Raw genomic sequence first — 22,069 nt, forward strand, 5'->3', positions numbered from 1 at the left:
GCGCACGCCCCTGACGCTGCGGACGCTCCCGGCTGGGGGCTCAGCCGCAGCCGCCGCCACCGCAGCAGCCTCCGCCGCCCGCCGCCCGGGCGGGCGCGGGGGCACTGCTCGTCCCGCCGACGGCGACGGCCGACAGCAGCTTGACGGTGTCGGCGTGCCCGGCCGGGCAGTCGGCGGGCGCGGAGGACTCCGCCATGGGCCGGCTGACCTCAAAGGTGTCGTCGCAGGTCCGGCAGCGGTATTCGTATCGAGGCATGCGCACAGGCTAAGCGCGCCCGGCGCCCGGGCGCTACGTACGGCGCGGCGGCGTACCGCACCGCCGCGTAGCACCGCCCCGTACCGCGCCGCTCAGGCCACGGCTACGGGCAGCGGCCGTGCACCACGGGGGCCCGTCCCCGTCCCCGCCCCTGAACCTGCCGCGCCCGGTCCTCCCGCGCCGCCTGCTCGGGGTGGCGGGCACGCCAGTACGGATTGTCGTGCGGCAGCGCGCCGCCCACCCGCCCGTACATCCCGAACCACATCAGCATCACGCCGACGACGAAGCTGAACAGCACGTTCTGGATCCGGAAGGCCAGGAAGTTCAGCCCCGTGTCGAGCAGCGCCAGATTCACGAACCCGCTCGCGATGAACAGCACGCCCAGCACGATGTTCAGGGTCGAGGCGAAGGTGCCGCCCACCACCATCCCGAAGCACAGCAGCGCACCGATGCAGATCGACAGGACGCTCAGCGCCCCGTTGGTGTTGAGCGCGAGCACCGTGTCCCCGCCGGTGTCGAAGAACCCGATCTGATCGATCAGCCCCAGGATCCCGAACACCACCAGGAGCAGTCCCGTCAGCCCCGCCCCGACCCGGTACACCTGGCTCAGCTTGTGGTCCGTGGGGAGATGATCGTCGAGCCGCGCGTTGACCGGATGCAGCGCGCGCCCCACGTGCCGGGACAGCCTGTCGGCGACGTGCGGTGGAGCGGGGGCATCAGGATCGGGCTCGTGGGCCACGTAGGGCGCGTAGTGCTCATGCGGCTCGGTGCACCCGTACGCCGCGTGAGCGACGTACGGCCCCGGCTCCTCGGTCACCGCCGCAGGAGGCTTGCGAAAGGTGCGGGCAGCCATGGTGCCCTCCTCTGGTCCGTTCCCGGCACCTCCCAGCATCCGCCGCCGCACGCCACGAAACAAACGGGACCGGCTCCGGCACCGCCCGCGGTCTCTTTCGCAGACCTGGCCTACCCCTGCCCGAGCTCCGCCCGGATCCCGCTCACCACCCGGTTCACGGCGGTCCGTACGTCCTCCATCTCGTGGAGGAACGCCCAGTAGTCGGGGTGCCGGCCCTCCAGCCCCTCCACCGCCCGGCCGACCCGTGCCACCGCATCGTCCAGCGGCCCCGCATGCCGGGGATCCGGCACGCTGCGGCCCGCCATCGCCAGCCGCTGCGCGTCCCGGATCGCGAACCGCGTCCGATCCACCTCCGCCTGCGGATCCCGCGCCACCGCCTCCAACCGCGTCAACCGGTCCTGCGCCGCCGACACCGCCTCGTCCGTCGCGTCCAGCGAGCCGCGGACCGCCTCGATCAGCGCCCCCACGTCCGCCCAGCGCTGCTCGTCCCGCGCCCGGCCGGCCTCCTTCAGCCGGTCCTCCGCCTCCGCGACGTCCCGTACCGCCTGATCCGGCACGTGCTGCAGGTCCTGCCAGCACGCGGCACTGAACCGCCGGCGCAACTCGCTCAGCACCGGATCCACCCGGTCCGCCCGGTTGCGCAGGGCCTGCGCCCGCGTCCGCAGGCTCACCAGCCGCCGGTCGATCTCCGCCGCCCGCTCCGGCAGCCGCGCCACCTCGGCCCGTATCGCCTCCGCGTCACGCAGGATCCGGTCCGCGCGCTGCACCGTCTCCTGCACCCCGTGCTGCGCCGCGCCCTGGTTCAGCTTGGTCAGCTCCGGTCCGAGCGCAGCCAGCCGCGCCGCCAGATCATCGGCCCGCATGCCCTTGGCCCGTACGGCGTCCAGCGCGTCGCTCGCCCCGATCAGCGCGGCCCGGGCCCGCTCCCGCGCCGGCGCGACCCGCGCGAGCTGCGTCTCGGCCTTGTCCAGCAGCGGCTGCAACCCCTGCGCGAACCGCTCCAGCTCGCCCTTGACCCGTACCAGCTCGTCGCGCGCCCGCGTCAGCTCCTCCCGGGCCCGCGTCGCCACGGAACCCTCCAGCTCGGGCCGGTCCAGGTCGTGCGCGTCGACCGCCTCGATGTAGACATGACTGACCTGGTCGATCCGCTGCCCGAGCGCGGCGAAGCCCTCGGTCGCCTGCCGCGCGGCGGGCGACCCGTCCGCCGCGGCGATCGTCTCGATCGAGATCCGCAGATCCCGCTGTGCCGTATCCAGCTCGTAGAACGCGGCGGCGGCGGCATCCTTCGCCGCCTGCGCATCCGCCCGCCGACTCTCGTCCCGCCCACCGAACCACCGCCGGGATGCCGTCGTCACAATCCCTCTCCCGTACCGCGTCCGCCATGCCCCGATCCATTCTCCCCCACGGCAACGGGTTTGCGTGGGGGGCGTGCACGCCATGTAGGCTGTCCACTCATCCACGGGTGCGTAGCTCAGGGGTAGAGCGCTGCTCTTACAAAGCAGATGTCGGCGGTTCGAAACCGTCCGCGCCCACCAGCAAAAAGGCCCCCGACCAGCAATGGTCGGGGGCCTTTTGCATCCACCTCTGACATCAACGGGAGCGGTCAGGCACGGCCGGGGCGCTGCCTCAGCAGCCGGTCCATATGCCCGATCGCCTCGCGCTGCGTGTCCTGCACGACGTGCGCGTAGACGTTCATCGTCACGGCGATCTGCGAGTGCCCGAGGATCTCCATCACGACCCGGGGCGGCACGCCGGCGGCGGTCAACAACGTGGCCGTCCCATGCCGCGCGTCGTGCAGGCGAATCACCCTCAGCCCGGCGTCCTTGGCCACGCGGGTGAAGGACCGGTAGACGTTCCGCGGCTCGATGGGCCGCCCGGTCCGGGTGGTGAACACGTACCCGGTGTCCTGCCAGGTGTCCCCGGCCTTGGCCCGCGCCTCGGCCTGCTTCATCCGCTGCCACCGCAGGGGAGCGACGCAGATTCCGGGCAGGGGGAGGGTCTGCCGACGGCGCTTGCCCTTGGGTCCGTCTTCGTAGGCTTCACCGCCGACGCGCTGCCGCTGTGTCCGTACCCGGATCTCCCGCCTCTCCAGGTCCACGTTCTCCCACCGCAGGCCGACGATTTCACCCCGCCGGAAGCCGAGCGCGATGGCCAGCACGAAGGCGGCGAAGAGCGGATCCTTGCGGCCGGCGGCGAGGAAATCCAACGTCTCCTGGAGGGTCCACGGCGTCAGTTCCCGATCCTCAACCTTCGGAGGCTCCACCAGCGTCGCCACGTTCCGAGTGACCAGCTCCTCCCGAACGGCCGCGGCGAGAGCGGTCCGCAGCACCCGATGAGACTCCTTGGCGGTCGCGGCGCTGGTCTTCTTCTGGAGCTGCACGAGGACCCGCCGAACGTCGCCCACGCTCAGAGATTCGAGTCGCTTCGACCCGAGCAGGGGCACGAGGTAGAGGCGGACGTGCACCTCGTACTTGGCGTGGGTCGTCCGCTTGCGGTGGGGCTTGACGATGTTGTCGAGCCAGTACGGCAGCCACTCGGAGAGCTTGGCGGACCGCGTCGGCACGGGCACGCCCTGGTCGACCTTGGCGAGCAGGTCCCGACGCTTCACGTCGCACTCAGCCCAGGTCTTGCCGTAGGCGAACTTCCGGGCCCGGGTCCCGTCAGGCTGGAGGACGTACACGGCAGCCTGAAAACGGCCGTCCTTGCGCTGGGTGATGGTGCCCGCGCCGTTCGGATTGCGCTTGCGCTGGCTGGCCATCAGGCAGCCTCTCCGATCTCGTGGTCGATGAACTCGCGGACGGCGTCGGCCGGGATGCGCCGAGCCCGGCCGATGGTGATGGAGACGAGCCGCCGGGACCGGATGAGGTCGTAGACGGTCGAGCGCCCGAGCTTGAGCCGCTCCATGACCTCAGGCACGGTAAGCAGTTCGGCGCTGGCGGTGGTCATGACGCGGTTCCTTCCTGGGCGAGTTGGTCGTACAGGGCTTCGCGGGCGGTCTGGCGGTTGAGCTTGATGTCGCGGGCGATGGTGGCGGCGAGGACGGATTCGCCGGGGGTGTGGCCGTGGCCGGCGTACTGCCAGGAGGTGAGTACGAGCACGGTGTCCGGTTCGGTGTCGGTGAGGCCGCGGGCTTCGCGTTCCTGGGCGGCGCGGTAGTCGGCGCGGGTCTGGCGGAGGGCGCCGAGGGTGGTGGAGTACTGGCGGGACTTGGTGGAGAAGTGGCCGCGGAAGCCGAGCATGTGAGACCAGGCGGCGAGGCGTCGGTCGGAATAGAGCGGGTCGAGGTCGAGGCATGCCCCGATCAGGCGGGCGGTGTGGTCGGGTACGTCGAGGAGGACCAGGGCTTCGCGGTTGCCGATGCGGTGGTCGAGGGTGCCGGTGTTCTCGGCCGCCTTGGTGGCGTACTTGGCGACGTAGGAGGCGACGGCCTGCTCGGTGATGTCGGAGCCGTCGCCGAAGGCCTTGATAGGGCGTACGTCAAGCTGGGTACCCCAGCGGAAGGTTCGGGCGGGCTGGTCGCCGGCGGGCGGGAGGCTGACCGAGGAGTACGAGTGCGCGACGGCCGCCCGGATGGCTTCGGTGAGCAGGAGGGTGGTGGCCCAGGCGGGTGGCGGGCTGTCGGGGCCGTCTGGTCCGTCGAGGCGGATGACGGCGTGGAAGTGGATGGCTCCGCGTTTCTGGAATTCGGCGACCTTGCCGAAGGAGACGCGGCACAGGTCGGCGAGTTCGCGGCGGGGGAGTCCGGCCCTGATGGCGATCTCTCGGCGGAGGCGGTTGGTGAAGCGGGACCAGAGCTGTCCGGCGAGGTTGTTGAAGAGGACGGCGCCCGCGTAGTCGTAGGTGGCGGGGTCGAGGGCGGTGCCGAGTTCGGTGGCGTCTTCCTGGTGGTGCGTGCCGCAGCGGCAGGCTCGTCCGGCGGGGCGGTTGTGGACCGGGCCGAAGGAGGGTGCGGTGAGGGTGGCGAAGACGCGGGGGTGTTCGCGGACGGTGGCGGGGATGTCGCGGCGGTCATCTCCGGCGAGCCCGGCCCGGATGAGGTGGTAGGTGTCTCCGGCGTAGGTCCAGGCACAGGCCGGGCAGCGGGAGGCGCGGCGGTTGCCGCAGGCGATGCGGAGGCGGGCTCCGGGCTCGTTCTCGGTGGAGTATCGGTGGAGGATCTCGCCCGAGGTCTTGTCCTTGGCGACGGTCCAGCCGGTGATGTGGATCGGGTCGGAGCAACCGCCCGTGCGGCGGATCTGGTCTTCCCAGCGGGCGTAACCGGGAGCCCCGGCCACCTTCAGCATGTCGCCGAGGAGGCCGGGGTCCAGGTCCGCGAGGGTCGCGGAGTCGCTCACCAGCGCCGCCGCGGTCGAGGGGTGTTGGCCGTGTCGCAGGACGGGCCGGAGGTCGGCTGTCCGCTCTTGGTCGGCCGGGCGGTCTCCTTCTCGTTGTGGAACTCGCGCACTCGGCGGTAGTGGGCAGCGTCTTCCTTGATCTGGTCCCAGACCTCGCCCTCGTCGCGCGCGAAGCGGTCATCTTCGTTGCTCTTGCGGCTGAAGAGGCCCATCAGACCTGCACCTCCAACGTGGTGGTCTGCGGCCGGCGGGTGCCGGTGCCGTGGCAGGTCGGGCAGTGGGCGGTGATGGTGCGCCGGGCGCCGGTGCGGTCGCGGCCGCCGAGGGTGACGGCGACGGAGGCGTGGCCGTCGCAGTTCGGGCAGACCTGCCGCGGGGTGTGGGTGGGCTGGGCCATGATGGTGCTTCCTTCCGGGTCGTTTGGTTCGGGCAGGAGCGCGGCGCCGGGACGGCGACTTCTTGGCGGTTGACGACCGTCCCGGGGCCGGTTAGCGGTGGTTCTGGTTGAGCAGGGAGCGCAGGACAACGGCGCAGACCGCGACGGAGACGCCGGTGATGGCGACGGCCAGGAGCATGGAGACCAGGACCGCGCCGACGACGAGGACGAGTCCGGCGCCACCGGCGACGACGGCGACGAGGCCTGTCGGGGTGAGGCGGACAGCCGGGATCTGGACGCGGGGCTGAGCCGGGGCCGGGGTGTGGTCGCAGCCGCAGGCCGGGGCCGTGCCGTGGTGGGGCTTAACCGTGGTGTTGGTGGTCGGCTGGTCGAGGGGGATGAGGAGGCCGGTCGGGAGCGGGTTGACCGGGATCTTGGGGCGGATCATCAGCGGTTCTCCTTCCTGGGCGGGTTACTTGGTGATGGCGGTGTCGATGACGGGGGCGAGGAGGCTGTCCGCGAGGAGGTAGCCGCCGAGGAGGATCACGGCGACGAGCCACCAGGGCGGGCGGATGAGCTTGATGCCGAGGGCGCCGACGACGATCAGGGCGAGCCAGAGCGGGACGTCCATGACAGGTGGCCTTTCGGGGTCAGCTGATGCGGCAGCGGTGGGAGCGGGCGGCGAGCTGGGCGGCGGTGCTGGTCGTGTAGTTCGTAACGGACCAGCCGCATCCGTCCGTGGTGCAGACCGCGGCGTGCTTGGTGCGTCCGTAGCGGTCGCGGTAGGTGCCGATTTGGACGGGCCCTATCTGCATGAGCGAGTGGAAGCGGTCCAGGGCGGGCATACGGGGTCTCCTGTCAGGCGAGTTGAGCGGTGATGGCAGCGGCCATGGCGGCCGGGACGCCTAGGCGGGCGCGCAGGGTGTCGGTGTCGAGCGGGGTGCCGGTGCGGGCCAGGTGATCGGCGGCGAGCTTGCGGGCGTGCTCGACCAGCGGGGCCGGAACGGGCACCGACTCAGGCACGGGTGGGGGGAGGGCAGGTACCGGCTCCAGCTCCGGCTCGGCGACAGGCTCAGGTGCGGTGTCGCGCTCGATGACTGCGCGTTCGATCTCTTCCACAGGCGCGGGATCGAGGACTGGGCCGGGGTCGGAGGCCGGGGCGGGGTGGACGAGGAGGGTTCCGCCGAGGAAGGCCAGGGCGGGCCATCCGGCGACCAGGATCCGCAGCCAGTCGGGGACGTGGCCGAGGTCGAGGAGTCCCGCGGTGGCGACGTTCGCCCCGAGCGAGGCGGCGAGGGCCACGGTGAACCAGGTCCAGGCCGAGCGGACCGGTTCCCCGGCATCACGCAGGAGCCGGAGGCGGCGCCAGGCGGCGACGAGGAGCAGGTCCACCGAGACCGGGTAGGCCCACGCCTTCCAACCGTCCTGGCCCGCTGCTTCGGCGAGGTCGTGGAGGTGGGCGAAGGACAGGGCCCCAGCGATCACGGCCTGTACGAGAACGGCGTCCGGGCGGGCTTTGGGGAGCATCGGGGTTCCTCCTTCCTTGGGGTTGGAGCCAGGGCCGGGCGGGGTGTTTGGCCGGCCGCCCGGTCCCGGCCGATCAGGTGGTCGGGACTTCGCCGGTGCCGAAGCAGGTCAGGCACAGGGCGGCCTGTCGGTCGGCGGTCTCGCGGATCTTGCGGCTCCCGACCCGGACGCTCTCGGCGGTCTCGCCCTTGCCGTCGCACTCGGCGCACTTCTTCGGCTTGCGGGCGGTGGTCTTCCTCGCGGCGGCCATGAGGTTCACTCCTGGTTCGTGGCATGGGAGGGGTAGGGACCTGGCGTGATGCGGTCACGCCGACCGATGGAGCAAGGAGGGGTTTAGACGCTTGCCGCGGTGGGCTTCGGCATGACGTTGCCAGCCAGCGCAGGCGCCGGGAGCACGGGCCGGAAGGGGGCGAGTTCGCCGATGTCCGGGGTGCGGTGGGCGTTCGCATTGCAGACGTTGACGGCCTGGCGGAGCGAGGTGTGAGGGGTGCGGATGCGGACCCAGCCGCCGGAGGAGTCGCCGAGCACGGCGGTGCCAGGGCGGTCGGTGGGAATCTGGACCGTGGCCAGGACGGCGTCGGGGGAGATGTCCCCGAAGGCCATGTTCGCCGAGGTCTCATCGTTGACACGGTGGGCGGTACGGCCGGTGAGCTGGGCACGGAGCATGGTGATCCCTTTACCAAGCTCAGAGCCGAAGCGCTGCCCGCAGATCTCCAGATAGATCCCGGCGGCCCGGCCAAGCTGGGCGAGACGTACCAGGTCGGTGATGATCTGGTCGCGGCGCTGTTCCTCAGCCTTGGTGACGTAGAGGGCGAGTTCGGCCACCTCGTCGACCAGGAGCACGACCGGGACCGGGCGCAAGTGCTTGGGCAGGTCCCAGATATTCGCCGTGATCTCCGCATCCGGGATGTCGGCGCTGATGCGCTGCTCGCGCCGGATGATCTCGTAGACGCGGGCCATGTAGCGGACGAGTGCGGCCAGCAGATCAGCCGCGGTGTCGGGGTTGTCGGCGAGCGCGGTGAACCGGCGGGCCAGTGGGGCGAGTTCCACGCCGTTCTTGCAGTCGATCCCGGCAAGGGCGACATGCTCGGTGGCGAGGCCGGCCACCAGGTTGCGGAGGTAGACGGACTTCCCGGACTGGGTGGCCCCCACGTTCAGGGCATGCGGGACCTGGAGATAGTCCCGGCGGAACACCTCGCCGTCCTCCCGCAGCGCGACCGGGATGGCCATGGGTTCGCGGTCGTCGCGGGCGGGCATCTGCACGCGCTTGAGGACGTCGTAGCCGGTCATCCGCAGCTCGATCACCGAGGACTTGATCTCGCGGGCACTCACGTTGTGGAGGGCGAACGAGTGCCGCAGGCGATCGGTGGCGGCGGCGACGTCGTAGGCGTCCTGTCCGGGTCGGAGCTTGAGCCTCAGGACCAGACCCGTCCGGGTCGGGCGGATTCGCAAGATCCGAGGGGCCCGGGATTCGGGGACCGGGCGGTCGGACCAGCGAGCCAGGGCCAGGCGCCACCGCGAGGGCGGGACGGTGAGCCCACAGGCTTCCATCACCGACCGGTAGCGCAGCAGGACCCGCAGCGCGGCGAAGGTGACCCCGAAGGTCAGCCAGTACCAGGCCGGGCGCCGCCACCGAAGCAGGAGCGCGACGGCAGCGACCAGCAGCAGTGTGACCGTTAACCAGTTCACGGTCAGGCCGCCTTGGCCTTGGGCGCGTCCCCGGCCAGCGAAGTGACCGCGACGGCGCGGAAGCTGATCCCGTGACGCTTCTGACCGTTGAACTCGTTCTCCCACGGACGGGCGACCAGACCGGTCAGCGCCACCGGCGTACCCATCACCAGCTCACCCGAGATACCAGGCCCGGGGACGACCACCGACAGGACCTCGGCCTCGCCGTACGCGGCGAACAGGACGTCCACGCTCATCATCTGGGCCCCGGTCTCCGGGTCGGTCGCGATCTCACCGGTACGCCGGTCCTTGACCTTCGGGGCCGGGGGCTGGGCCACCATCACCATGGCGGCGGAGGTGTCGACAGGAATCTGACGCATGGTCTCTTCTCCTCTGAGGAGCGGGATTTGCTGTTCAATCCGACACTTAGAGGAAACCGCGAAGGGTCATGGACGCATCACGGCCGGTATGGACGTTTAGGGACGTCTGAGGTACCGTCAAAACGTCCCGGCGTCCGATTGAAGGGCTGCGTCATGGCGAACGAGCGTCTCCGCGCATCGATTTCCGCACACGGCGAGACCATCCAGTCAGTGGCATCCCACGTGGGAGTAGACCCCAAGACAGTGGAACGGTGGATCACGCTGGACCGCACGCCGCACCGAGGGCACCGGTGGAAGACGGCAGCGTTCCTCGGAGCGGATGAGGTCTATCTCTGGCCGACCGTTGCGCAGCAGGCCGAGACGGCGAGCACGTCCGAGCTGATCACGTACTACCCTCACCGCGGCGCGGTCCCCGCACACCTCTGGTCCTCGCTGATCGACAAGGCCAACAGCCACGTCGAGATCCTCGTCTACGCGGGCTTGTTCCTCTTCGACGGGCACCCGGACTTGGCAGAACAGCTATCCCAGAAGGCAAAGGCCGGCGCTCAGGTGCGAGTCCTGCTTGGCGATCCGGACTCGGAGATGGTTCGCCAAAGGGGGGACGAGGAGGGTATCGGCGGCGACCTGGCTGCCCGAGCCCGCATCACTCGGCGATACCTCGAACCCGCGCTGGCGACCCCCGGCGTCGAGCTCCGGCTGCACGACACGATCCTCTACAACTCGATCTACCGCTTTGACGACGACGTGCTCGTGAACCCTCACGTGCTCGGAGCGCCCGCGGGCCAGAACCCCGTGATGCACTTCCGGTACATCCCAGGAGCCCGGACGTTCCGTCACTACATGAAGAGCTTCGACTATGCATGGGAGCGGGGCTCGACCAGCTAGATCCGTCGCAGGACGTGCGACTCTGGACACATGGCCCGAGTCGACTACTTCAACGATCCAAACGCACCGGCAGCAAACAGCATCGTCCCGTCCGTGACTGTGGTCGCGGTCAACGAGGCCGGCGCTGTCCTGCTGATCCACAAGACGGATAACGACCTGTGGGCGCTGCCCGGCGGTGGCGTAGACGTCGGCGAATCAGTGGCCGACGCAGCTGTGCGGGAGACGAAGGAAGAGACAGGGTTCGACGTCGAGGTCGCGGGTCTGATCGGGCTCTACACGAACCCGCATCACGTCATGGCTTACGACGATGGCGAGGTCCGACAGCAGTTCTCGATCTGTTTCTCGGCACGCATCGTCGGCGGCGAGCTCCGGACGAGCAGCGAGAGCAAGGAAGTCTCCTTCATTGCCCCCGAGCAGCTCGACGATGTGAACATCCACCCGTCTATGAGGATGAGGATCGATCACGGGCTGAGCAGCAGAAGCCACCCCTACATCGGCTGATCACTCAAGCGCTCAAGGGTCCGCTGGACAGCACCGGCCAGGTAGGGCCGCGCGGTGCTGATCGCCGTGTGGACTTCGCTGCCGTGTTCATAGCGAACGAGGATCTCGTCGATGCGACGATCGAACGCGAACCGTTGGCCCGCGGGACCTGTCGTCATGTCCGAGTAGATCAGCGCGTCCAGCAGCGCGGAGTCCTCACGGTCGTACGCCGAGAGCTCTGCCGACAGCCCTCGTTGTTCCGCCTCGTAGACGGCTCCCGAATGGTGCGCGACCAGGCGCACCAGACGGGAGGACGCACCAAGCCTCTCCAGATGTCGAGCGCCGTCAAGCGGATGAAATCCGGTGTCGCGGAGCTCAGGCGCATAGCCGATGTCATGGAGCCATGCAGCTGAGACGAGAAGGTCCCTCTCCGCCTCGGGAACTGCCGGCGCTGCCTCCCTCGCACGCTCCGCTACTGCCTGCGTGTGAAGCCAGCGGTTACCGAGCGGCGGCAACAGCGACTCGGCCAGCTTGGCGGCACCTTCGGGAGTCTCCAGTGAGGGTGAGGACATAGCTGGCACCGTAACCCAGCAGAAGGATGGCCGACACCTCCGAACCGAACCCAGGGTGATCTCATGGCTGCTGGACCTTTGCATTCCGTGTCGGTAGCCGGAGCGGTGGTGCGCGACGATGGCCGACTGCTGGCGATCTGCCGGGCCGACAACGGGGCTTGGGAGCTTCCGGGTGGGGTGCTGGAGCTTTCCGAGTCACCTCAGCACGGTGTCCAGCGTGAGGTACTGGAGGAAACCGGGATCCACGTCGAGGTGGACGAGCTCACGGGGGTCTACAAGAACACGACGCGAGGCATCGTCGCCCTGGTCTTCCGATGCAAGCCATCCGGCGGGACCGAGCGCACATCGGAGGAGTCGACCGCGGTTGCCTGGCTCACGCCCGAGGAGGTGTCGGAACGGATGACCGAGGTCTTTGCGGTGCGTCTGCTGGATGCCTTGGACGGGATGGGTCCTCACATCCGGAGCCACGATGGACGCCAGTTGATCTGAGCCCGGCGGGGTGGGGTCAAAGTTTCACTACTTCATCAAGGCTCGCTTCGCTCGCGGTAGGCCGCTCATCCAGCACGGAAGCGCAACACACACTCTGACGACACGGGTCGTCATCATTCCCGGCCTCCTGAACTGCAAGAGCAGTCTGAAGCTGCGCTCAGAGGTGCCGCGCAAGCGCGGCGGCGCCGGTCGGGCGCCGGCCGCGCTGCCCCTCCTTGTCTCCGCCACCGGGGCCGCACGTCCGTCACCCGCCCGCGTCCACAAAGGGGGCGAAAACCAGGCCGAGGTGGGGGAGAGGTCAGCTCCAAAGCTCCATCGACCCACCGGCCCGACGCGAGCAGCGAACGCAACCTGATCGGTTGGCTATACGCCAAGGCTTATGCCTCCGGCGGGGGCGCTCCGACTCCGGGATGCACGGGGCCCGTCTTGCGACTGCCGGCCGGTTCGTGGTTCAGGTGGGGAGCTGTCATCCCGTCTGCCGTCGACCCAGGCAAGCCATAGCAGACCAGGCTTCTGGGGCCCAGGTCGTTCGTCCAGTGGGGCGCTCCACCTGGGCCCCAGAAGCCTGCCCCGCTATCACTCCGTGTGGGTCGACGGCAGACGGGATGACAGCGGGGCGGCGCTTATGCTGCGGGCCGTTCAGGCCTCTCGCCCTCTTTCCACAAGAGACAGAGTCAGCCCGGCCCCACTCACCAACAGGCCGACCACTCCGGCAACGCCTGAAGAGAGAGTAAGACTGGTCACCACCAAACCACCCTCTTTACCTACATCCACCCCGAGCCCAACTGTGGCCGTGACCAAAATCGTCATCAGCATTACTGCGGTAGAAAGCAGAATTTTGCTAATGCCTGTCCGAGCCTCAGCCAGATCTGTCTCACGCCGGCGGTCCTCTGGACTTTGCGTCACACGTCGACCGAAGGCAGCCAGGATAGCTACGGCGGCCAAGGTGAACCCCAAAAGGCCGCTAGACGACCCCGTCAGCGACGTGTAAATCTCTTTCCTCTTGTCTGTAGATACAGCTTCCAAGAGAAACGCGCTCGACATGCAAACGTGCACAACTATAAGCGCCGCCTCCAGCAAGACGAAGACGAGCATCGGAATTACCCATAGATGTTTGTCCAGCCACCTAAAAAGCACCATAGCTCCCCCCGAGCTTGCAGCACTCAACCACCACGCATCTTCTCTCCGCGCACCGCAGAGGCAATCTTCCCGTCCCGAAGGAATCCCTTATAGGCCTGATCAAGCTCTAGGAACACATCGGACGGTTCCGGCATGGACGAGACCGCGGCACTCTGGCGGACCTCAACAGGGACCTGAAGCCTCTCTTGGAGGAGGTTGATCGACTCCACTTGCCCAGTAACCCGACTTCGACCTCGGATGATCATGTTGCTGACGAAGTCATCTGCCTGCTCCGCCAGCGAGAAGATCTGCTCCTCGGTCTCGCCATCAAGATAACGATCTCGGGGGCCATACCTTCCCATTCCGAGAGTGAAACGAACAGAGGGAGCCTTCTCGCCAAAACTTGCCGGGATCAGGGTTCCGAAAGTTCCACCGCCCGAAGCGACGCCCCCACGCCTGGTCATCGCAACCTCAACGGAGCGCATCTGCCCTTCCATCGCCTTGAGCTTCTCCAGCATGTCTTCCCTGTAGAGGGCATCAAACTTCACATGCGAGTTGAGCTTGCGGCGCAAAAATACGGAGAGGCGTGAAATTCGAGGCACATTCTTCGCGTAGTCGTGTGCGCATGTTCCATCCGGCCAGATTGAAACATGGCTAACGTCTGCGGGATATTCGCTATCCCCCAGAGAAATTGGACTAACGCTACCCTGGCTGTCCCATTTGAAGGGTCGATCGTCCGCACCGCGGAGCGCGAAAATCCTCAGGTTTGTGGGTTCGGAGCCAACTCCGATATTCATGACTTCGACCGCAGTAACAGCGTCTCCCGTGTCCAGGATCGCAAAATCACTGTCAGTCGAGATCGCAGCCACCAAGGAAGCGGCAACTTGGCTCGGAACAAAATCCGGCTTGCCCGCGAGGGAACCCCAGCGGTGGAATATCAGACTACGCTTCAACATGGCGTCATGCTAGCCCCCCGGTGATCTCGCGACTACCGACTGTTGGACCTACCAGCCCCTGTCCAACCTCCAGTATGGGCTGGGGGTATGACAATGGATCGTTCACTGCCAGCTGGTCCGCGTGGATGCGGGGACGCGATCTTCCTAACTTGCGGCGTAGGCCGGGGCGGGGACCGGATGGTAGCGAGACTGTTCAGCTGCGCAACGGTTCGTGGTGGTGCCAGACAAGGTAGCGATCTTCCCGCCGTAGCTCAGCGGATCCCCATTCGAGCCTCATGACGCCCCGGTCCATCGAGCAGGCATAGGCGACGAGGACGAGACCGGCCTCCGGAGGTAGTTGCCCTAAATCGCGGTGGACGTCTGGCTCGCCCTCTTCGAGGCCCAGGTCAAGTTCCTGCTGGCGAGGTTCGGGACCGTGGCGGCGGATGAGCTCAGCTCGCAAGCCAACCGCCTTCTTGAGGCGCGCTGCAGTGACGGGCACGTCCTGCTTGGCGTATCGGATGGGGTAGATCACCTGGTCGGCGACGATCATCACGGTGCGCGCCTGAAGTCGCACCGCGGTTGAGTCGGGCAGCGCCGAGAGGCCGGCCGCTAGCTCCTCGTATTGAACTGCGTGGAGCCCGTGTCCATAGGCTTCAAGTGTCTGGGTGTGCACGCCCTGATGGCCGTTCCTCGCGCGGTCGTGAGCACGGGCGAGACATGCCGGGATGATCTCAGCCAGCGGCTCGGCCGCATCTCCGAACGTCGCCCGCGCCCAAGGTGTTTGCGCCCCCACCACGTACCGCCCTTCCCCCAGGTGGCGCCGAGGCGCCGAGCAGCAACTTTCCCAAAAGGTGGCTGTCGCAAGTGAGTTCTGCAAGGGCGCACAGGGGGCGCGATCAGCGCACCGCGGCTCGGGCATGGCAGAACGTCCCACGCAGATGCTCCAACATCGAGATCGGATAAACGATTTCGGCATCCGATTCTGATCTGGCATCCTCAGTAGCACCCCCGTTGAGGGGGTCTTGTCAAAGGAGGCTCGTGAACGAGATGGCTACGCCGGCCGCGCAGTGGACGCTCAAGCCCGGCGACACGATCAAGCGCCAGGAGCTGCACAGCATCTTCGGGGGACGGACGCAGGGCGGCATCGGCCCCTCCGCGAAGACCCCCAACGTGTTCGTCTTCACCGACCCCGTCGCTGGCGAGAAGCACGGCTACTACGACGACTGGATGCCAGACGGCCGCTTCCACTACAGCGGAGAAGGCCAGTACGGAGACCAGCGCATGCTCTCCGGCAACGCCAGCATCCTCAACCACCACGCCGAGGGACGTGCGCTGCGCGTGTTCCAGGGCGCCCGCGGAACCGTCACCTACCGCGGCGAGTTCGTCGTCGACCAGGAGAACCCCTGGTACGAGGCTGACGCGCCCGAGACCAACGACGGCCCGCTCCGCAAGGTCATCATCTTCCGCCTCAAGCCGGTCGACACCGAGCCGAAGAACCCCGCCACCAAGCTGGGACGCCTCCTCAGCGACGACCCGAGCAAGGTGGACGAGCTCCCGCTGGAGCGCAATGAGACGGAGAAGTCGTTCGTCAACCCGAACGGTGAAACCTACGAGGCGGAGCGCCGGGAAGCCAAGCTGGTCAAGGCCTTCGCCGACTACCTCACCGACAAGGGCCACGAGTCCTGCCGGCACAGGATGCTGCCCCCGGGTGAGAGCCGCCCGCTGTTCACCGACCTGTACTCCAAGCAGCTCGGGCTCCTCGTGGAGGCCAAGGGCAGTGTCACCCGCGAGAATGTCCGCATGGCCATCGGCCAGCTCGCGGACTACAGCAGGTTCGTGGACCACTCCGCCCGCGCCATCCTCCTGCCCTCCCAGCCCCGCAAGGACCTGATCGACCTCGCCCAGAGCCAGGGATGTGTCGTGATCTGGCCCGAGGGCAAGAGCTACGGCGGCACCGAGCCGGACCTCATCCCGTAAGCGCTCCCTCAGATCGCCGGTCCGCGGCCTATTCGTGGACCGGCGAGAGATCCGCCGGAGTCTGTAACGCGCTGACCTGGTGAAATGGGTGAGACGCGCGGGGTCACCGGAGCCGTGTGCGCTGGGCGGCATGATGGCTTCATGACCTCTGATTCCAGCAACGCCCCCGTTGAGAGCACCCGACTTACGGCCGTGACCGATGGTGTCGCGCAAGTCTTCACTTGGGAGGCGGACGCGCGGATCGAGGTGCGGGGCATAGGGGGAGAGATCGTGATCGAGGCGAACGCCGCAGGTCTCAGGACGCTCGCTGGACATTTGCTGGTGCTTGCCGCGGAGGGTGTTCCCGATGGGAGTCACCTGCACCTCGAAGACAGCAACGGGCTGGAGGAGGGTTCCCTCAGCCTGGTCCTGGAACGGTGCGATGAGGAGTGAGGACGGCCGGCGGTCGTAGCGCAGCTGGGGGCGGAGCTGACATCCACAGCTGACATCAACGATGGCGGATAGCAGTAGTCGTCTGCGCCTCCCCAGGGGGTGGCTGGCCGTGGGAACTCAGGGCAGGGTGAGTGTCCGGGCGAGCTTACAAAGCAGATGTCGGCGGTTCGAAACCGTCCGCGCCCACCAGCGAAAGGGCCCCCAGCCGCATGCGGCTGGGGGCCTTCTGCATCCCGATCCGACGGCAACGAGGGCATGCAGGGTGGCCGGGTGCGGCGGTCTTGGGCGCGGTGGTTACGGTCCCGGCGTGTCGGCTCGTTTTCCCGAGATCACCTCCGTCGAGGAGTTCATACGCCTGCGCCTCAGCGAGGATCATGCGGAGCGCGACCGTTCGGCGGGGGCGAGTATGCCGCTGAGCGTGTGGTGGCAACTGGTGCAGGGGCATCCGGAGATGCGGTTCTGGGCGGCCCGCAACCGTGATCCTGATGTGCACCGGGAGCTATCCGAGGGGGCTGTTCGAATTCCTGATGGGCCTGGTGCGGTGGACGGCGCGTGCTCGTGGTACATGTCCCTGATGACCGACAAGTACCCGCCGTTCCGGCTGGACATGGGAGGAAGCGAGCCCGTGGCAGGAGTCGTGGAGCCGGCCGGCAGCGGATAACCGTTCGCGCTCACGTGTGCGGAGCCTCCCACCGCTTTCGCGGTCGGGGGCTCTCGTCGTGCCTGCCGTGCGGGGCTGTCGCGGGGCGCTGAGCGTGTGCGTGTGCTCCTCCTCGTGGCTGGTCGATGGCTGTTTCGAGGGCGCAGCTGGGTGCCGGCGGCGCCAGGGAACGGGCCGGGCGAGGGCGGCCACGTCGGCCATGACGGTGGCGGCTGCGCCGAGCGACTGTGCAGGGCCCCGCTGCCGCACGCCGGCTGCCGGGTACCGGTGGTCGACGGTGATGGTCGATGGTGGCCCGAGCCCGAGCCCATCACAGGGGAAGGCCCCCGACCATGAGTGGTCGGGGCCTTCGCCTGGGTAGCCGGTACTAGTGCAGGACCTCGGCCGGTCCCATGCCCGTGTCCGTGGCGGGAGGAGTATGCGTGTCAGGCGGAGTCTCCGTGCCGGGGGCCGGAGGGGTTTCCGTGCCTGGAGCCGGCGGGGTTTCCGTTCCCGGTGCGGGCGGAGTCTCCGTGCCGGGGGCGGGCGGGGTTTCCGTTCCCGGGGCCGGTGGAGTCTCGGTGCCGTGGGTCGGCGGGGTGCCCGGGGCCGGGTTGGGTTCCGGGGCCGGGTTGGGCTCGGGCTTGTGCTCGCAGTACACCTTGTTCTTGAAGAACTTGCAGCCCGGCATGTTCTCCACGTCGCGGGGCCTGTTGCCCTTGCCCTTGTTCTTCTTTTTCCCTTGCTTGTTCTTGCCCTTGCCTTTGCCGCCGTGGTCACCCTTTGCGTAGTCGACATGGCTGGCCACGGCGCTGGTCGCCTCGGTGGTGTGCGCTGCCGGGGCGGCGAATGCGCTGGTGGGCAGCAGGGCGCCTCCTCCGACGAGCGCGGCCGAAACGGCGAGAATAGTGAGACGGTGCTTTCGAGAAGTGCGGATCATGAGAGTGCTCCTTCGGTGAGAAAGGTCGAGCGGGGAAATTCCAGTAGGGCCGCTGAGCACGTGGTACGTCATGTCACCGGATTTCGGGACTTGACAGGCCCCCGATGGCCCTCGCGGCTCGTGTGGCGCGGCTGTCATGGTGTGGTGGCGGTCTTGGTGACCTTGGAAGACCGCCACGCCGGCCTGAGCGGGCGCGGGCCCGTACGTGCGAAGACCCCCGGCCGGTGCTGGTCGGGGGTCTTTCGGTCGAGCGGTTTCAGGCGTTGGGGCGCTTGCCGTGATTGGCCTTCTTCTTCTTGCGGGCCCGACGCTTGTTCCCTCGTTTGGCCATGGTGCGAGTCTCCCTCAATTGGTGACTTTTCATGACTTCGTCAGTCTAGATTCGGCCCCGAACCTCCGCATCAGCTCTGCCCCATCCGGGGTCGAGCTGCCCCGACAGCGGGATAGTGGATGTATGTGCCGTTCCATTAAGACCCTGCGCCCGCCCGCCATCCCCGACAAGGCCACCGAGGAGGAGATCCGGGCCGCCGCCCTGCAGTACGTACGGAAGGTGTCCGGCTTCCGGGTGCCGGCCGCGCACAACCGCGAGGTGTTCGAGGCGGCCGTGGACGCCGTCGCCGAGGCGACAGCGGCGCTGCTCGACGGTGTGCACGTACGGGGACAGGCCGCCGCCCCGGCGTAAGCCGGACCGGCCATGCCCGCCTTCCCGGCCTATGTCGTCTACGCGGCCCCGGTGCCCGCGGCGCGGCGGCGCAGCACCCAGATCCCGGCGCCGAGCGCGCCCGCGGCGAGCGCGCCTCCGACGGCGATCTGCCCCGGGCTCATCGAGCCGATGCTGCCGCCCGTACCGCCGCGGGCCGCGCCCGAGGCGACCTGCAGCGAGACGGTGACGCGCTCGCCGCCGGGGCCGCCGCACTCGAAGGTGACGCGGTGCGTGCCCGGGTTGGCGTCGCGGAAGACGGTGGCGCTGCCGTAGAGGTTGGTGGCCTCCAGATTGCCGGGGGTCAGTCGGACCTCGCTGAACGCGGTCGACGTGGCCCGGCCGGTCCTGGTCCCGCAGCCGTCGACATTGAGGGCGACCCGGCCGCCCGGGGCGACGGTGGTGGGGGAGACGCCGGCGGAGGGAGCGGCGTACGCGAACGTGGCGGGAGCGGCGGCGGCGATGAGGGTCGCGGCCGCGATGGCCATCAGGCGTCGGGATGTGACGGGTGACGTGGCAGGCTGCTTGGCGGGCATGGAGAGAACTCCTCGGCTCCTCGAAACGGCGCGGCCAGGGCACGGATGTGACGCGGATTCGGTTGCGCACCGTGCTGTGGACGCTAGGAGCCCGGGCCGGGGGCGGCGATCGGGGCCGGGTGAACGGGTGAGCCACTGCTCCGCCCGGGGGAGCAGACAGACGCCTGCCTGGGGGTGGCGTGGCCGCGGACGGCGGGCTGCCGGGCGTGCTGCGTGCGGACGCCATGCTGCCGGAGGCGTGTCCGCCGACGTACCGCCCGCGGACGTCCTGCTGCCTGGCGTCGCTTCCGTCGGCGGCCAGGCCGAGGAGTGTGCCCTACGCCGCCGGAGCCGCCGTCGTGGGCGGGCGGCGGACGAGGAAGGCCGCCAAGGCGCCCGCGGCGAAGAGGGCGACGACCGAGAGCGCGGTGCCGAGCCACTGGGTGCCCAGCCACTGGGTGCCGAAGTAGCCGAGGGCGACGCTGTAGCCGGCCCAGGCCATGCCCGCCAGGACCGACCAGGGCAGGAACTCCGCCACCTTGCGCTGCGTCTTGCCCGCGCCCAGGGACACCACGGAACGCCCGGCCGGCGCGAACCGCGCGATCACCACCAGGGCGCCGCCACCGCGCGCCAGGGCCGTGCCGAGGCGCTCGTGGGCCCGGGTCAGCCGGCGGGAGCGGGCGATGGCCCGGTCCAGGCGGGCTCCGCCGCGCTGGCCCAGCCGGAACGCGGCCATGTCACCCAGCACCGAGGCCGTCGTCGCGATGACGAGCAGCGCAAGGATGTCCGGGACCTGCGCGGGCACCGGCACCGGTCCCGCCGCACCGGCGGCCGCCGCGGCCGCCGCAGCGGTGATCACCAGCACCCCGCTCGGCAGCACCGGAAGGAAGACGTCGAGCACGACGGACACCGCCACCAGGGCGTAGATCCATGGGCTCGCGGTCAGCGACCCCAGCGTCTCAAGCAAAACGGGACTCCCCAGTCCGGTTGACGTGCTGCGGCATGAAGCGCCGCGACGTCGCGGGGGAGCGGCAGGAGCGGCTTGACAGCCATACAGCGTACGCCCGGCCCCCGTACCCCGGGAGCCCGGGGCGGCAGCCACACCGCCGCCGCGTCAACTCCGCCACCATCGGGGCCCGCTGCCCGAGCAGCCCCCATCGTCCTGGGCCCGCAGGCGCCCGCGATCCGCCGCCTCCGACGCTCGGGCACCACCGGGTCCCCCGATCAGGCAGAGTCCCCCGATCCCGCAGGGTCCCCCGATCCCGCAGGGTCGCCTACTCCGCCGCCGTGAGGTCCCGGTCCAGGACCGTCACCAGCCGGGCCCCCTCGCGCTTCTTCCGCGCCTGCTCCAGCCGCAGCCGTGCCGACCGACCCGACAGCGCCAGCGTCATCAGCTGGTTCCCGAACCACGGCCCGTCCGTACGCCGCCAGTTCAGCGGCGGCCGGCCCGTCCGCCCGTGCAGCGAGAAGCCGCGCCCCAGCCACCGGCCCGTCCGCGACCAGCCCAGCCGGAAGCCCCACTTCACCGCCGTATGGATGGAATTGTGAACCGGCGAGCACGTCAGCTGGAACACCCGCGCGGTACTCGGTATTCGGGGCTCGGCCACATACGCGTGATGCACGTCCCCCGAGAGCACGCAGACCGTCGCCGGCGCCCGCGGCCCGGTGCCCACCTCCTCGATCAGATCGGTCAGCGCCGCGAACGAGGCAGGGAACGCCGCCCAGTGCTCCAGATCGCTGCGCCGGCGCAGATCCTCCCCGATGCGCGCCCACCGCGGCCCCCGCTCCCCACGGCACAGCGCGGCATTCCACGTCTCGGCATCATGGATCAGCGGCGGCATCAGCCAGGGCAGCGAGGACCCGATCAGCAGATGGTCATAACCCCCGTGCCCGGCGAGGGCGTTCTCCCGGAGCCACTGCTGCTCCGTCGGGTCGAGCATCGCCCGCCCGTCCTCGGCCAGCACCCGCGCGGCCCGCGTGTCCACCATCAGCAGCCGGGTCCGGCCGAAGTCGCGCCGGTAGCTCCAGCGCACCGTGGCCGGATCGGCGTCCGCCGCGGACGCGAAGGCCCGTAGCACGTCCGTACCGTCGGGAGTGTCCAGGACCGCCGCGTACACCTCGTCCGCCGCCAGCTCGGCCGGCGAGAGGTTCCCCAGGTGCTGGTACACCCAGTACGACATCAGCCCGCTGAGCACGCGCTCGCGCCACCACGGCGTCGCCCGCATCTCCGCCAGCCACGCCGCGCTCGTGTTCCAGTCGTCGATCACGTCGTGGTCGTCGAATATGTGCAGGCTCGGCACGGTCGACAACAGCCAGCGGATCTCCGGATCGAGCCACGACTCGTAGTAAAGCCGCGTGTACTCCTCATAGTCCGCGACCTGGGCGCCCGGCGCCTCCCGCAGATCCCGCCGGGCCGCGAGCCACTGCCGGGTCTCCTTCGACAACGCATCGGCGTACACCTGGTCGCCGAGGAGCAGCAACACGTCCGGACGCACCGCCTCCGGGTCCGCCGCCAGCCGCGCCGCGAGGGTGTCGAGCGCGTCCGCGCCGTGCGGCCCGTGCCGGCCGGCGGGCGGCGCGGCCTGCCGGCATGAGCCGAACGTGACGCGCAGCCCGGGGGCGGGACGGCCCGGTCCCGCCACGGTGGGAGTCGTGATCGCGCTCGGCGGGAAGCCGCTGTCGACCAGGGGCCAGACCGGCCGGTCGTCCAGGAGCACCTCGTACGCCGTGGTCGTGCCCGGGGCCAGACCGGTCACCGGCACCAGCGCGTAGTGGTGACCGGCTATCTGGAAGGTGCGGGCACTGCCGCCCGCCCCGTCGGCGCACCGCACCTCGGCCGTGCACGGGCGGTCCGCCTCGACCCATATCGTGGCCGATCCGCCCGTGTCCCAGTCGACGTGGCGCAGCAGCGGCCCCAGACGCAGTCCGGCCATGCAACTCCCCCTCCTCCGTAGCCCCTTCGATCACGGTACGACGGGGAGGGGGAGC

General features: G+C 69.1%; 31 protein-coding genes and 1 tRNA gene. 8 read left to right on the forward strand and 24 right to left on the reverse strand.

Annotation, left to right across the window (positions count from 1 at the left end; translation table 11 throughout):
• Positions 1-40: 40 nt before the first annotated feature.
• The 3 genes from ACZ4VT_RS30135 to ACZ4VT_RS30145 all read right to left on the reverse strand — a co-directional run bounded on the left by ACZ4VT_RS30135 (position 41) and on the right by ACZ4VT_RS30145 (position 2,464).
• Positions 41-256, reverse strand: coding sequence for an FmdB family zinc ribbon protein (locus ACZ4VT_RS30135; RefSeq protein WP_362806105.1), 216 nt, complete (start codon positions 254-256; stop codon positions 41-43).
• Positions 257-359: 103 nt separating this feature from the next.
• Entirely contained in the window at positions 360-1,109 is a 750-nt protein-coding gene (locus ACZ4VT_RS30140; RefSeq protein WP_467954380.1) for a DUF4383 domain-containing protein, read from the reverse strand.
• Between the two features lie 110 nt (positions 1,110-1,219).
• On the reverse strand, positions 1,220-2,464 hold the full coding sequence (locus tag ACZ4VT_RS30145) for a hypothetical protein (RefSeq protein ID WP_467954382.1): 1,245 nt from the start codon (positions 2,462-2,464) through the stop codon (positions 1,220-1,222).
• 105 nt (positions 2,465-2,569) lie between these two features.
• On the opposite strand from ACZ4VT_RS30145, the gene ACZ4VT_RS30150 reads away from it, so the two are divergent.
• A tRNA-Val gene (locus ACZ4VT_RS30150) sits at positions 2,570-2,644 on the forward strand.
• 68 nt (positions 2,645-2,712) lie between these two features.
• Here the strand turns inward: ACZ4VT_RS30150 and ACZ4VT_RS30155 are convergent.
• From ACZ4VT_RS30155 to ACZ4VT_RS30210, 12 genes are all read right to left on the reverse strand, one after another.
• Positions 2,713-3,867 carry a tyrosine-type recombinase/integrase gene (locus ACZ4VT_RS30155; protein ID WP_467954384.1) on the reverse strand — a complete coding sequence of 385 codons (1,155 nt, stop codon included), beginning with the start codon at positions 3,865-3,867 and terminating at the stop codon, positions 2,713-2,715.
• Positions 3,867-4,055: a helix-turn-helix domain-containing protein gene (locus ACZ4VT_RS30160; protein ID WP_467954386.1), complete on the reverse strand. Its 189-nt coding sequence runs from the start codon at positions 4,053-4,055 to the stop codon at positions 3,867-3,869. Before ACZ4VT_RS30160 ends, ACZ4VT_RS30155 begins: the two co-directional genes overlap by 1 nt.
• A complete protein-coding gene (repSA, locus tag ACZ4VT_RS30165; protein WP_467954388.1) occupies positions 4,052-5,443 on the reverse strand; it encodes a replication initiator protein RepSA in 1,392 nt (463 codons plus the stop codon). The genes ACZ4VT_RS30160 and repSA overlap by 4 nt, the downstream gene beginning before the upstream one ends.
• Positions 5,440-5,655 carry a hypothetical protein gene (locus ACZ4VT_RS30170; protein ID WP_467954390.1) on the reverse strand — a complete coding sequence of 72 codons (216 nt, stop codon included), beginning with the start codon at positions 5,653-5,655 and terminating at the stop codon, positions 5,440-5,442. The genes repSA and ACZ4VT_RS30170 overlap by 4 nt, the downstream gene beginning before the upstream one ends.
• On the reverse strand, positions 5,655-5,840 hold the full coding sequence (locus ACZ4VT_RS30175; RefSeq protein WP_467954392.1) for a hypothetical protein: 186 nt from the start codon (positions 5,838-5,840) through the stop codon (positions 5,655-5,657). Before ACZ4VT_RS30175 ends, ACZ4VT_RS30170 begins: the two co-directional genes overlap by 1 nt.
• A gap of 91 nt (positions 5,841-5,931) precedes the next feature.
• Positions 5,932-6,267, reverse strand: a complete 336-nt coding sequence (locus tag ACZ4VT_RS30180) for a SpdD-like protein (RefSeq protein WP_467954394.1) — start codon at positions 6,265-6,267, stop codon at positions 5,932-5,934.
• A 24-nt stretch (positions 6,268-6,291) separates the two neighbouring features.
• On the reverse strand, positions 6,292-6,450 hold the full coding sequence (locus ACZ4VT_RS30185; protein ID WP_328298446.1) for a hypothetical protein: 159 nt from the start codon (positions 6,448-6,450) through the stop codon (positions 6,292-6,294).
• Between the two features lie 19 nt (positions 6,451-6,469).
• Positions 6,470-6,664, reverse strand: coding sequence for a mobile element transfer protein (locus ACZ4VT_RS30190; protein ID WP_467954396.1), 195 nt, complete (start codon positions 6,662-6,664; stop codon positions 6,470-6,472).
• Positions 6,665-6,677: 13 nt separating this feature from the next.
• On the reverse strand, positions 6,678-7,346 hold the full coding sequence (locus tag ACZ4VT_RS30195; RefSeq protein ID WP_467954398.1) for a DUF2637 domain-containing protein: 669 nt from the start codon (positions 7,344-7,346) through the stop codon (positions 6,678-6,680).
• A 73-nt stretch (positions 7,347-7,419) separates the two neighbouring features.
• Positions 7,420-7,596: a hypothetical protein gene (locus ACZ4VT_RS30200; RefSeq protein ID WP_467954400.1), complete on the reverse strand. Its 177-nt coding sequence runs from the start codon at positions 7,594-7,596 to the stop codon at positions 7,420-7,422.
• Positions 7,597-7,679: 83 nt separating this feature from the next.
• Positions 7,680-9,035 (reverse strand): FtsK/SpoIIIE domain-containing protein, encoded by a 1,356-nt coding sequence (locus tag ACZ4VT_RS30205; protein WP_467954402.1) that lies wholly within the window; start codon positions 9,033-9,035, stop codon positions 7,680-7,682.
• A gap of 2 nt (positions 9,036-9,037) precedes the next feature.
• Positions 9,038-9,394 (reverse strand): SCO3933 family regulatory protein, encoded by a 357-nt coding sequence (locus ACZ4VT_RS30210; RefSeq protein ID WP_467954404.1) that lies wholly within the window; start codon positions 9,392-9,394, stop codon positions 9,038-9,040.
• A gap of 153 nt (positions 9,395-9,547) precedes the next feature.
• Here ACZ4VT_RS30210 and ACZ4VT_RS30215 point away from each other — a divergent pair, with 153 nt between their 5' ends.
• Both ACZ4VT_RS30215 and ACZ4VT_RS30220 read left to right on the forward strand, forming a co-directional pair.
• Positions 9,548-10,279, forward strand: a complete 732-nt coding sequence (locus ACZ4VT_RS30215) for an XRE family transcriptional regulator (RefSeq protein WP_467954406.1) — start codon at positions 9,548-9,550, stop codon at positions 10,277-10,279.
• Positions 10,280-10,309: 30 nt separating this feature from the next.
• The gene (locus ACZ4VT_RS30220) at positions 10,310-10,780 is read left to right on the forward strand and encodes an NUDIX hydrolase (protein WP_467954408.1); all 471 of its coding nucleotides are present in this window, start codon (positions 10,310-10,312) and stop codon (positions 10,778-10,780) included.
• On the opposite strand, the gene ACZ4VT_RS30225 is transcribed toward ACZ4VT_RS30220, so the two are convergent.
• Positions 10,768-11,331: an HD domain-containing protein gene (locus tag ACZ4VT_RS30225; RefSeq protein WP_467954410.1), complete on the reverse strand. Its 564-nt coding sequence runs from the start codon at positions 11,329-11,331 to the stop codon at positions 10,768-10,770. The genes ACZ4VT_RS30220 and ACZ4VT_RS30225 overlap by 13 nt on opposite strands.
• A 63-nt stretch (positions 11,332-11,394) precedes the next feature.
• On the opposite strand from ACZ4VT_RS30225, the gene ACZ4VT_RS30230 reads away from it, so the two are divergent.
• Positions 11,395-11,820, forward strand: a complete 426-nt coding sequence (locus ACZ4VT_RS30230) for an NUDIX domain-containing protein (RefSeq protein ID WP_467954412.1) — start codon at positions 11,395-11,397, stop codon at positions 11,818-11,820.
• 639 nt (positions 11,821-12,459) lie between these two features.
• Here ACZ4VT_RS30230 and ACZ4VT_RS30235 read toward each other — a convergent pair.
• The 3 genes from ACZ4VT_RS30235 to ACZ4VT_RS30245 all read right to left on the reverse strand — a co-directional run bounded on the left by ACZ4VT_RS30235 (position 12,460) and on the right by ACZ4VT_RS30245 (position 14,670).
• Complete coding sequence (locus tag ACZ4VT_RS30235) at positions 12,460-12,915, reverse strand: hypothetical protein (RefSeq protein WP_467954413.1); 456 nt, start codon at positions 12,913-12,915, stop codon at positions 12,460-12,462.
• A gap of 68 nt (positions 12,916-12,983) precedes the next feature.
• Positions 12,984-13,895 (reverse strand): hypothetical protein, encoded by a 912-nt coding sequence (locus ACZ4VT_RS30240; protein ID WP_467954415.1) that lies wholly within the window; start codon positions 13,893-13,895, stop codon positions 12,984-12,986.
• Positions 13,896-14,088: 193 nt separating this feature from the next.
• Positions 14,089-14,670: a hypothetical protein gene (locus tag ACZ4VT_RS30245; RefSeq protein WP_467954457.1), complete on the reverse strand. Its 582-nt coding sequence runs from the start codon at positions 14,668-14,670 to the stop codon at positions 14,089-14,091.
• A gap of 254 nt (positions 14,671-14,924) precedes the next feature.
• On the opposite strand from ACZ4VT_RS30245, the gene ACZ4VT_RS30250 reads away from it, so the two are divergent.
• From ACZ4VT_RS30250 to ACZ4VT_RS30260, 3 genes are all read left to right on the forward strand, one after another.
• A complete protein-coding gene (locus ACZ4VT_RS30250; protein WP_467954459.1) occupies positions 14,925-15,854 on the forward strand; it encodes an SRA domain-containing endonuclease in 930 nt (309 codons plus the stop codon).
• A gap of 141 nt (positions 15,855-15,995) precedes the next feature.
• Complete coding sequence (locus ACZ4VT_RS30255; RefSeq protein WP_467954417.1) at positions 15,996-16,286, forward strand: Imm32 family immunity protein; 291 nt, start codon at positions 15,996-15,998, stop codon at positions 16,284-16,286.
• A 307-nt stretch (positions 16,287-16,593) separates the two neighbouring features.
• The gene (locus tag ACZ4VT_RS30260) at positions 16,594-16,947 is read left to right on the forward strand and encodes a hypothetical protein (protein WP_467954419.1); all 354 of its coding nucleotides are present in this window, start codon (positions 16,594-16,596) and stop codon (positions 16,945-16,947) included.
• A 367-nt stretch (positions 16,948-17,314) separates the two neighbouring features.
• Here ACZ4VT_RS30260 and ACZ4VT_RS30265 read toward each other — a convergent pair whose 3' ends face one another.
• Both ACZ4VT_RS30265 and ACZ4VT_RS30270 read right to left on the reverse strand, forming a co-directional pair.
• Positions 17,315-17,866 (reverse strand): hypothetical protein, encoded by a 552-nt coding sequence (locus ACZ4VT_RS30265; protein ID WP_467954421.1) that lies wholly within the window; start codon positions 17,864-17,866, stop codon positions 17,315-17,317.
• Between the two features lie 256 nt (positions 17,867-18,122).
• Entirely contained in the window at positions 18,123-18,197 is a 75-nt protein-coding gene (locus tag ACZ4VT_RS30270) for a 50S ribosomal protein bL37 (RefSeq protein WP_100661309.1), read from the reverse strand.
• Between the two features lie 123 nt (positions 18,198-18,320).
• Here ACZ4VT_RS30270 and ACZ4VT_RS30275 point away from each other — a divergent pair, with 123 nt between their 5' ends.
• Positions 18,321-18,548, forward strand: coding sequence for a DUF2277 domain-containing protein (locus ACZ4VT_RS30275; protein ID WP_467954423.1), 228 nt, complete (start codon positions 18,321-18,323; stop codon positions 18,546-18,548).
• Positions 18,549-18,586: 38 nt separating this feature from the next.
• Here the strand turns inward: ACZ4VT_RS30275 and ACZ4VT_RS30280 are convergent, their stop codons facing one another.
• The 3 genes from ACZ4VT_RS30280 to ACZ4VT_RS30290 form a co-directional block, all read right to left on the reverse strand.
• Positions 18,587-19,102 (reverse strand): hypothetical protein, encoded by a 516-nt coding sequence (locus ACZ4VT_RS30280; protein WP_467954425.1) that lies wholly within the window; start codon positions 19,100-19,102, stop codon positions 18,587-18,589.
• Between the two features lie 316 nt (positions 19,103-19,418).
• Positions 19,419-20,048, reverse strand: coding sequence for a DedA family protein (locus ACZ4VT_RS30285; protein ID WP_467954427.1), 630 nt, complete (start codon positions 20,046-20,048; stop codon positions 19,419-19,421).
• Between the two features lie 307 nt (positions 20,049-20,355).
• Entirely contained in the window at positions 20,356-22,014 is a 1,659-nt protein-coding gene (locus ACZ4VT_RS30290; RefSeq protein WP_467954429.1) for an alkaline phosphatase D family protein, read from the reverse strand.
• Between the last annotated feature and the right edge of the window lie 55 nt (positions 22,015-22,069).

This window comes from Streptomyces sp. NPDC029164, assembly GCF_055563995.1.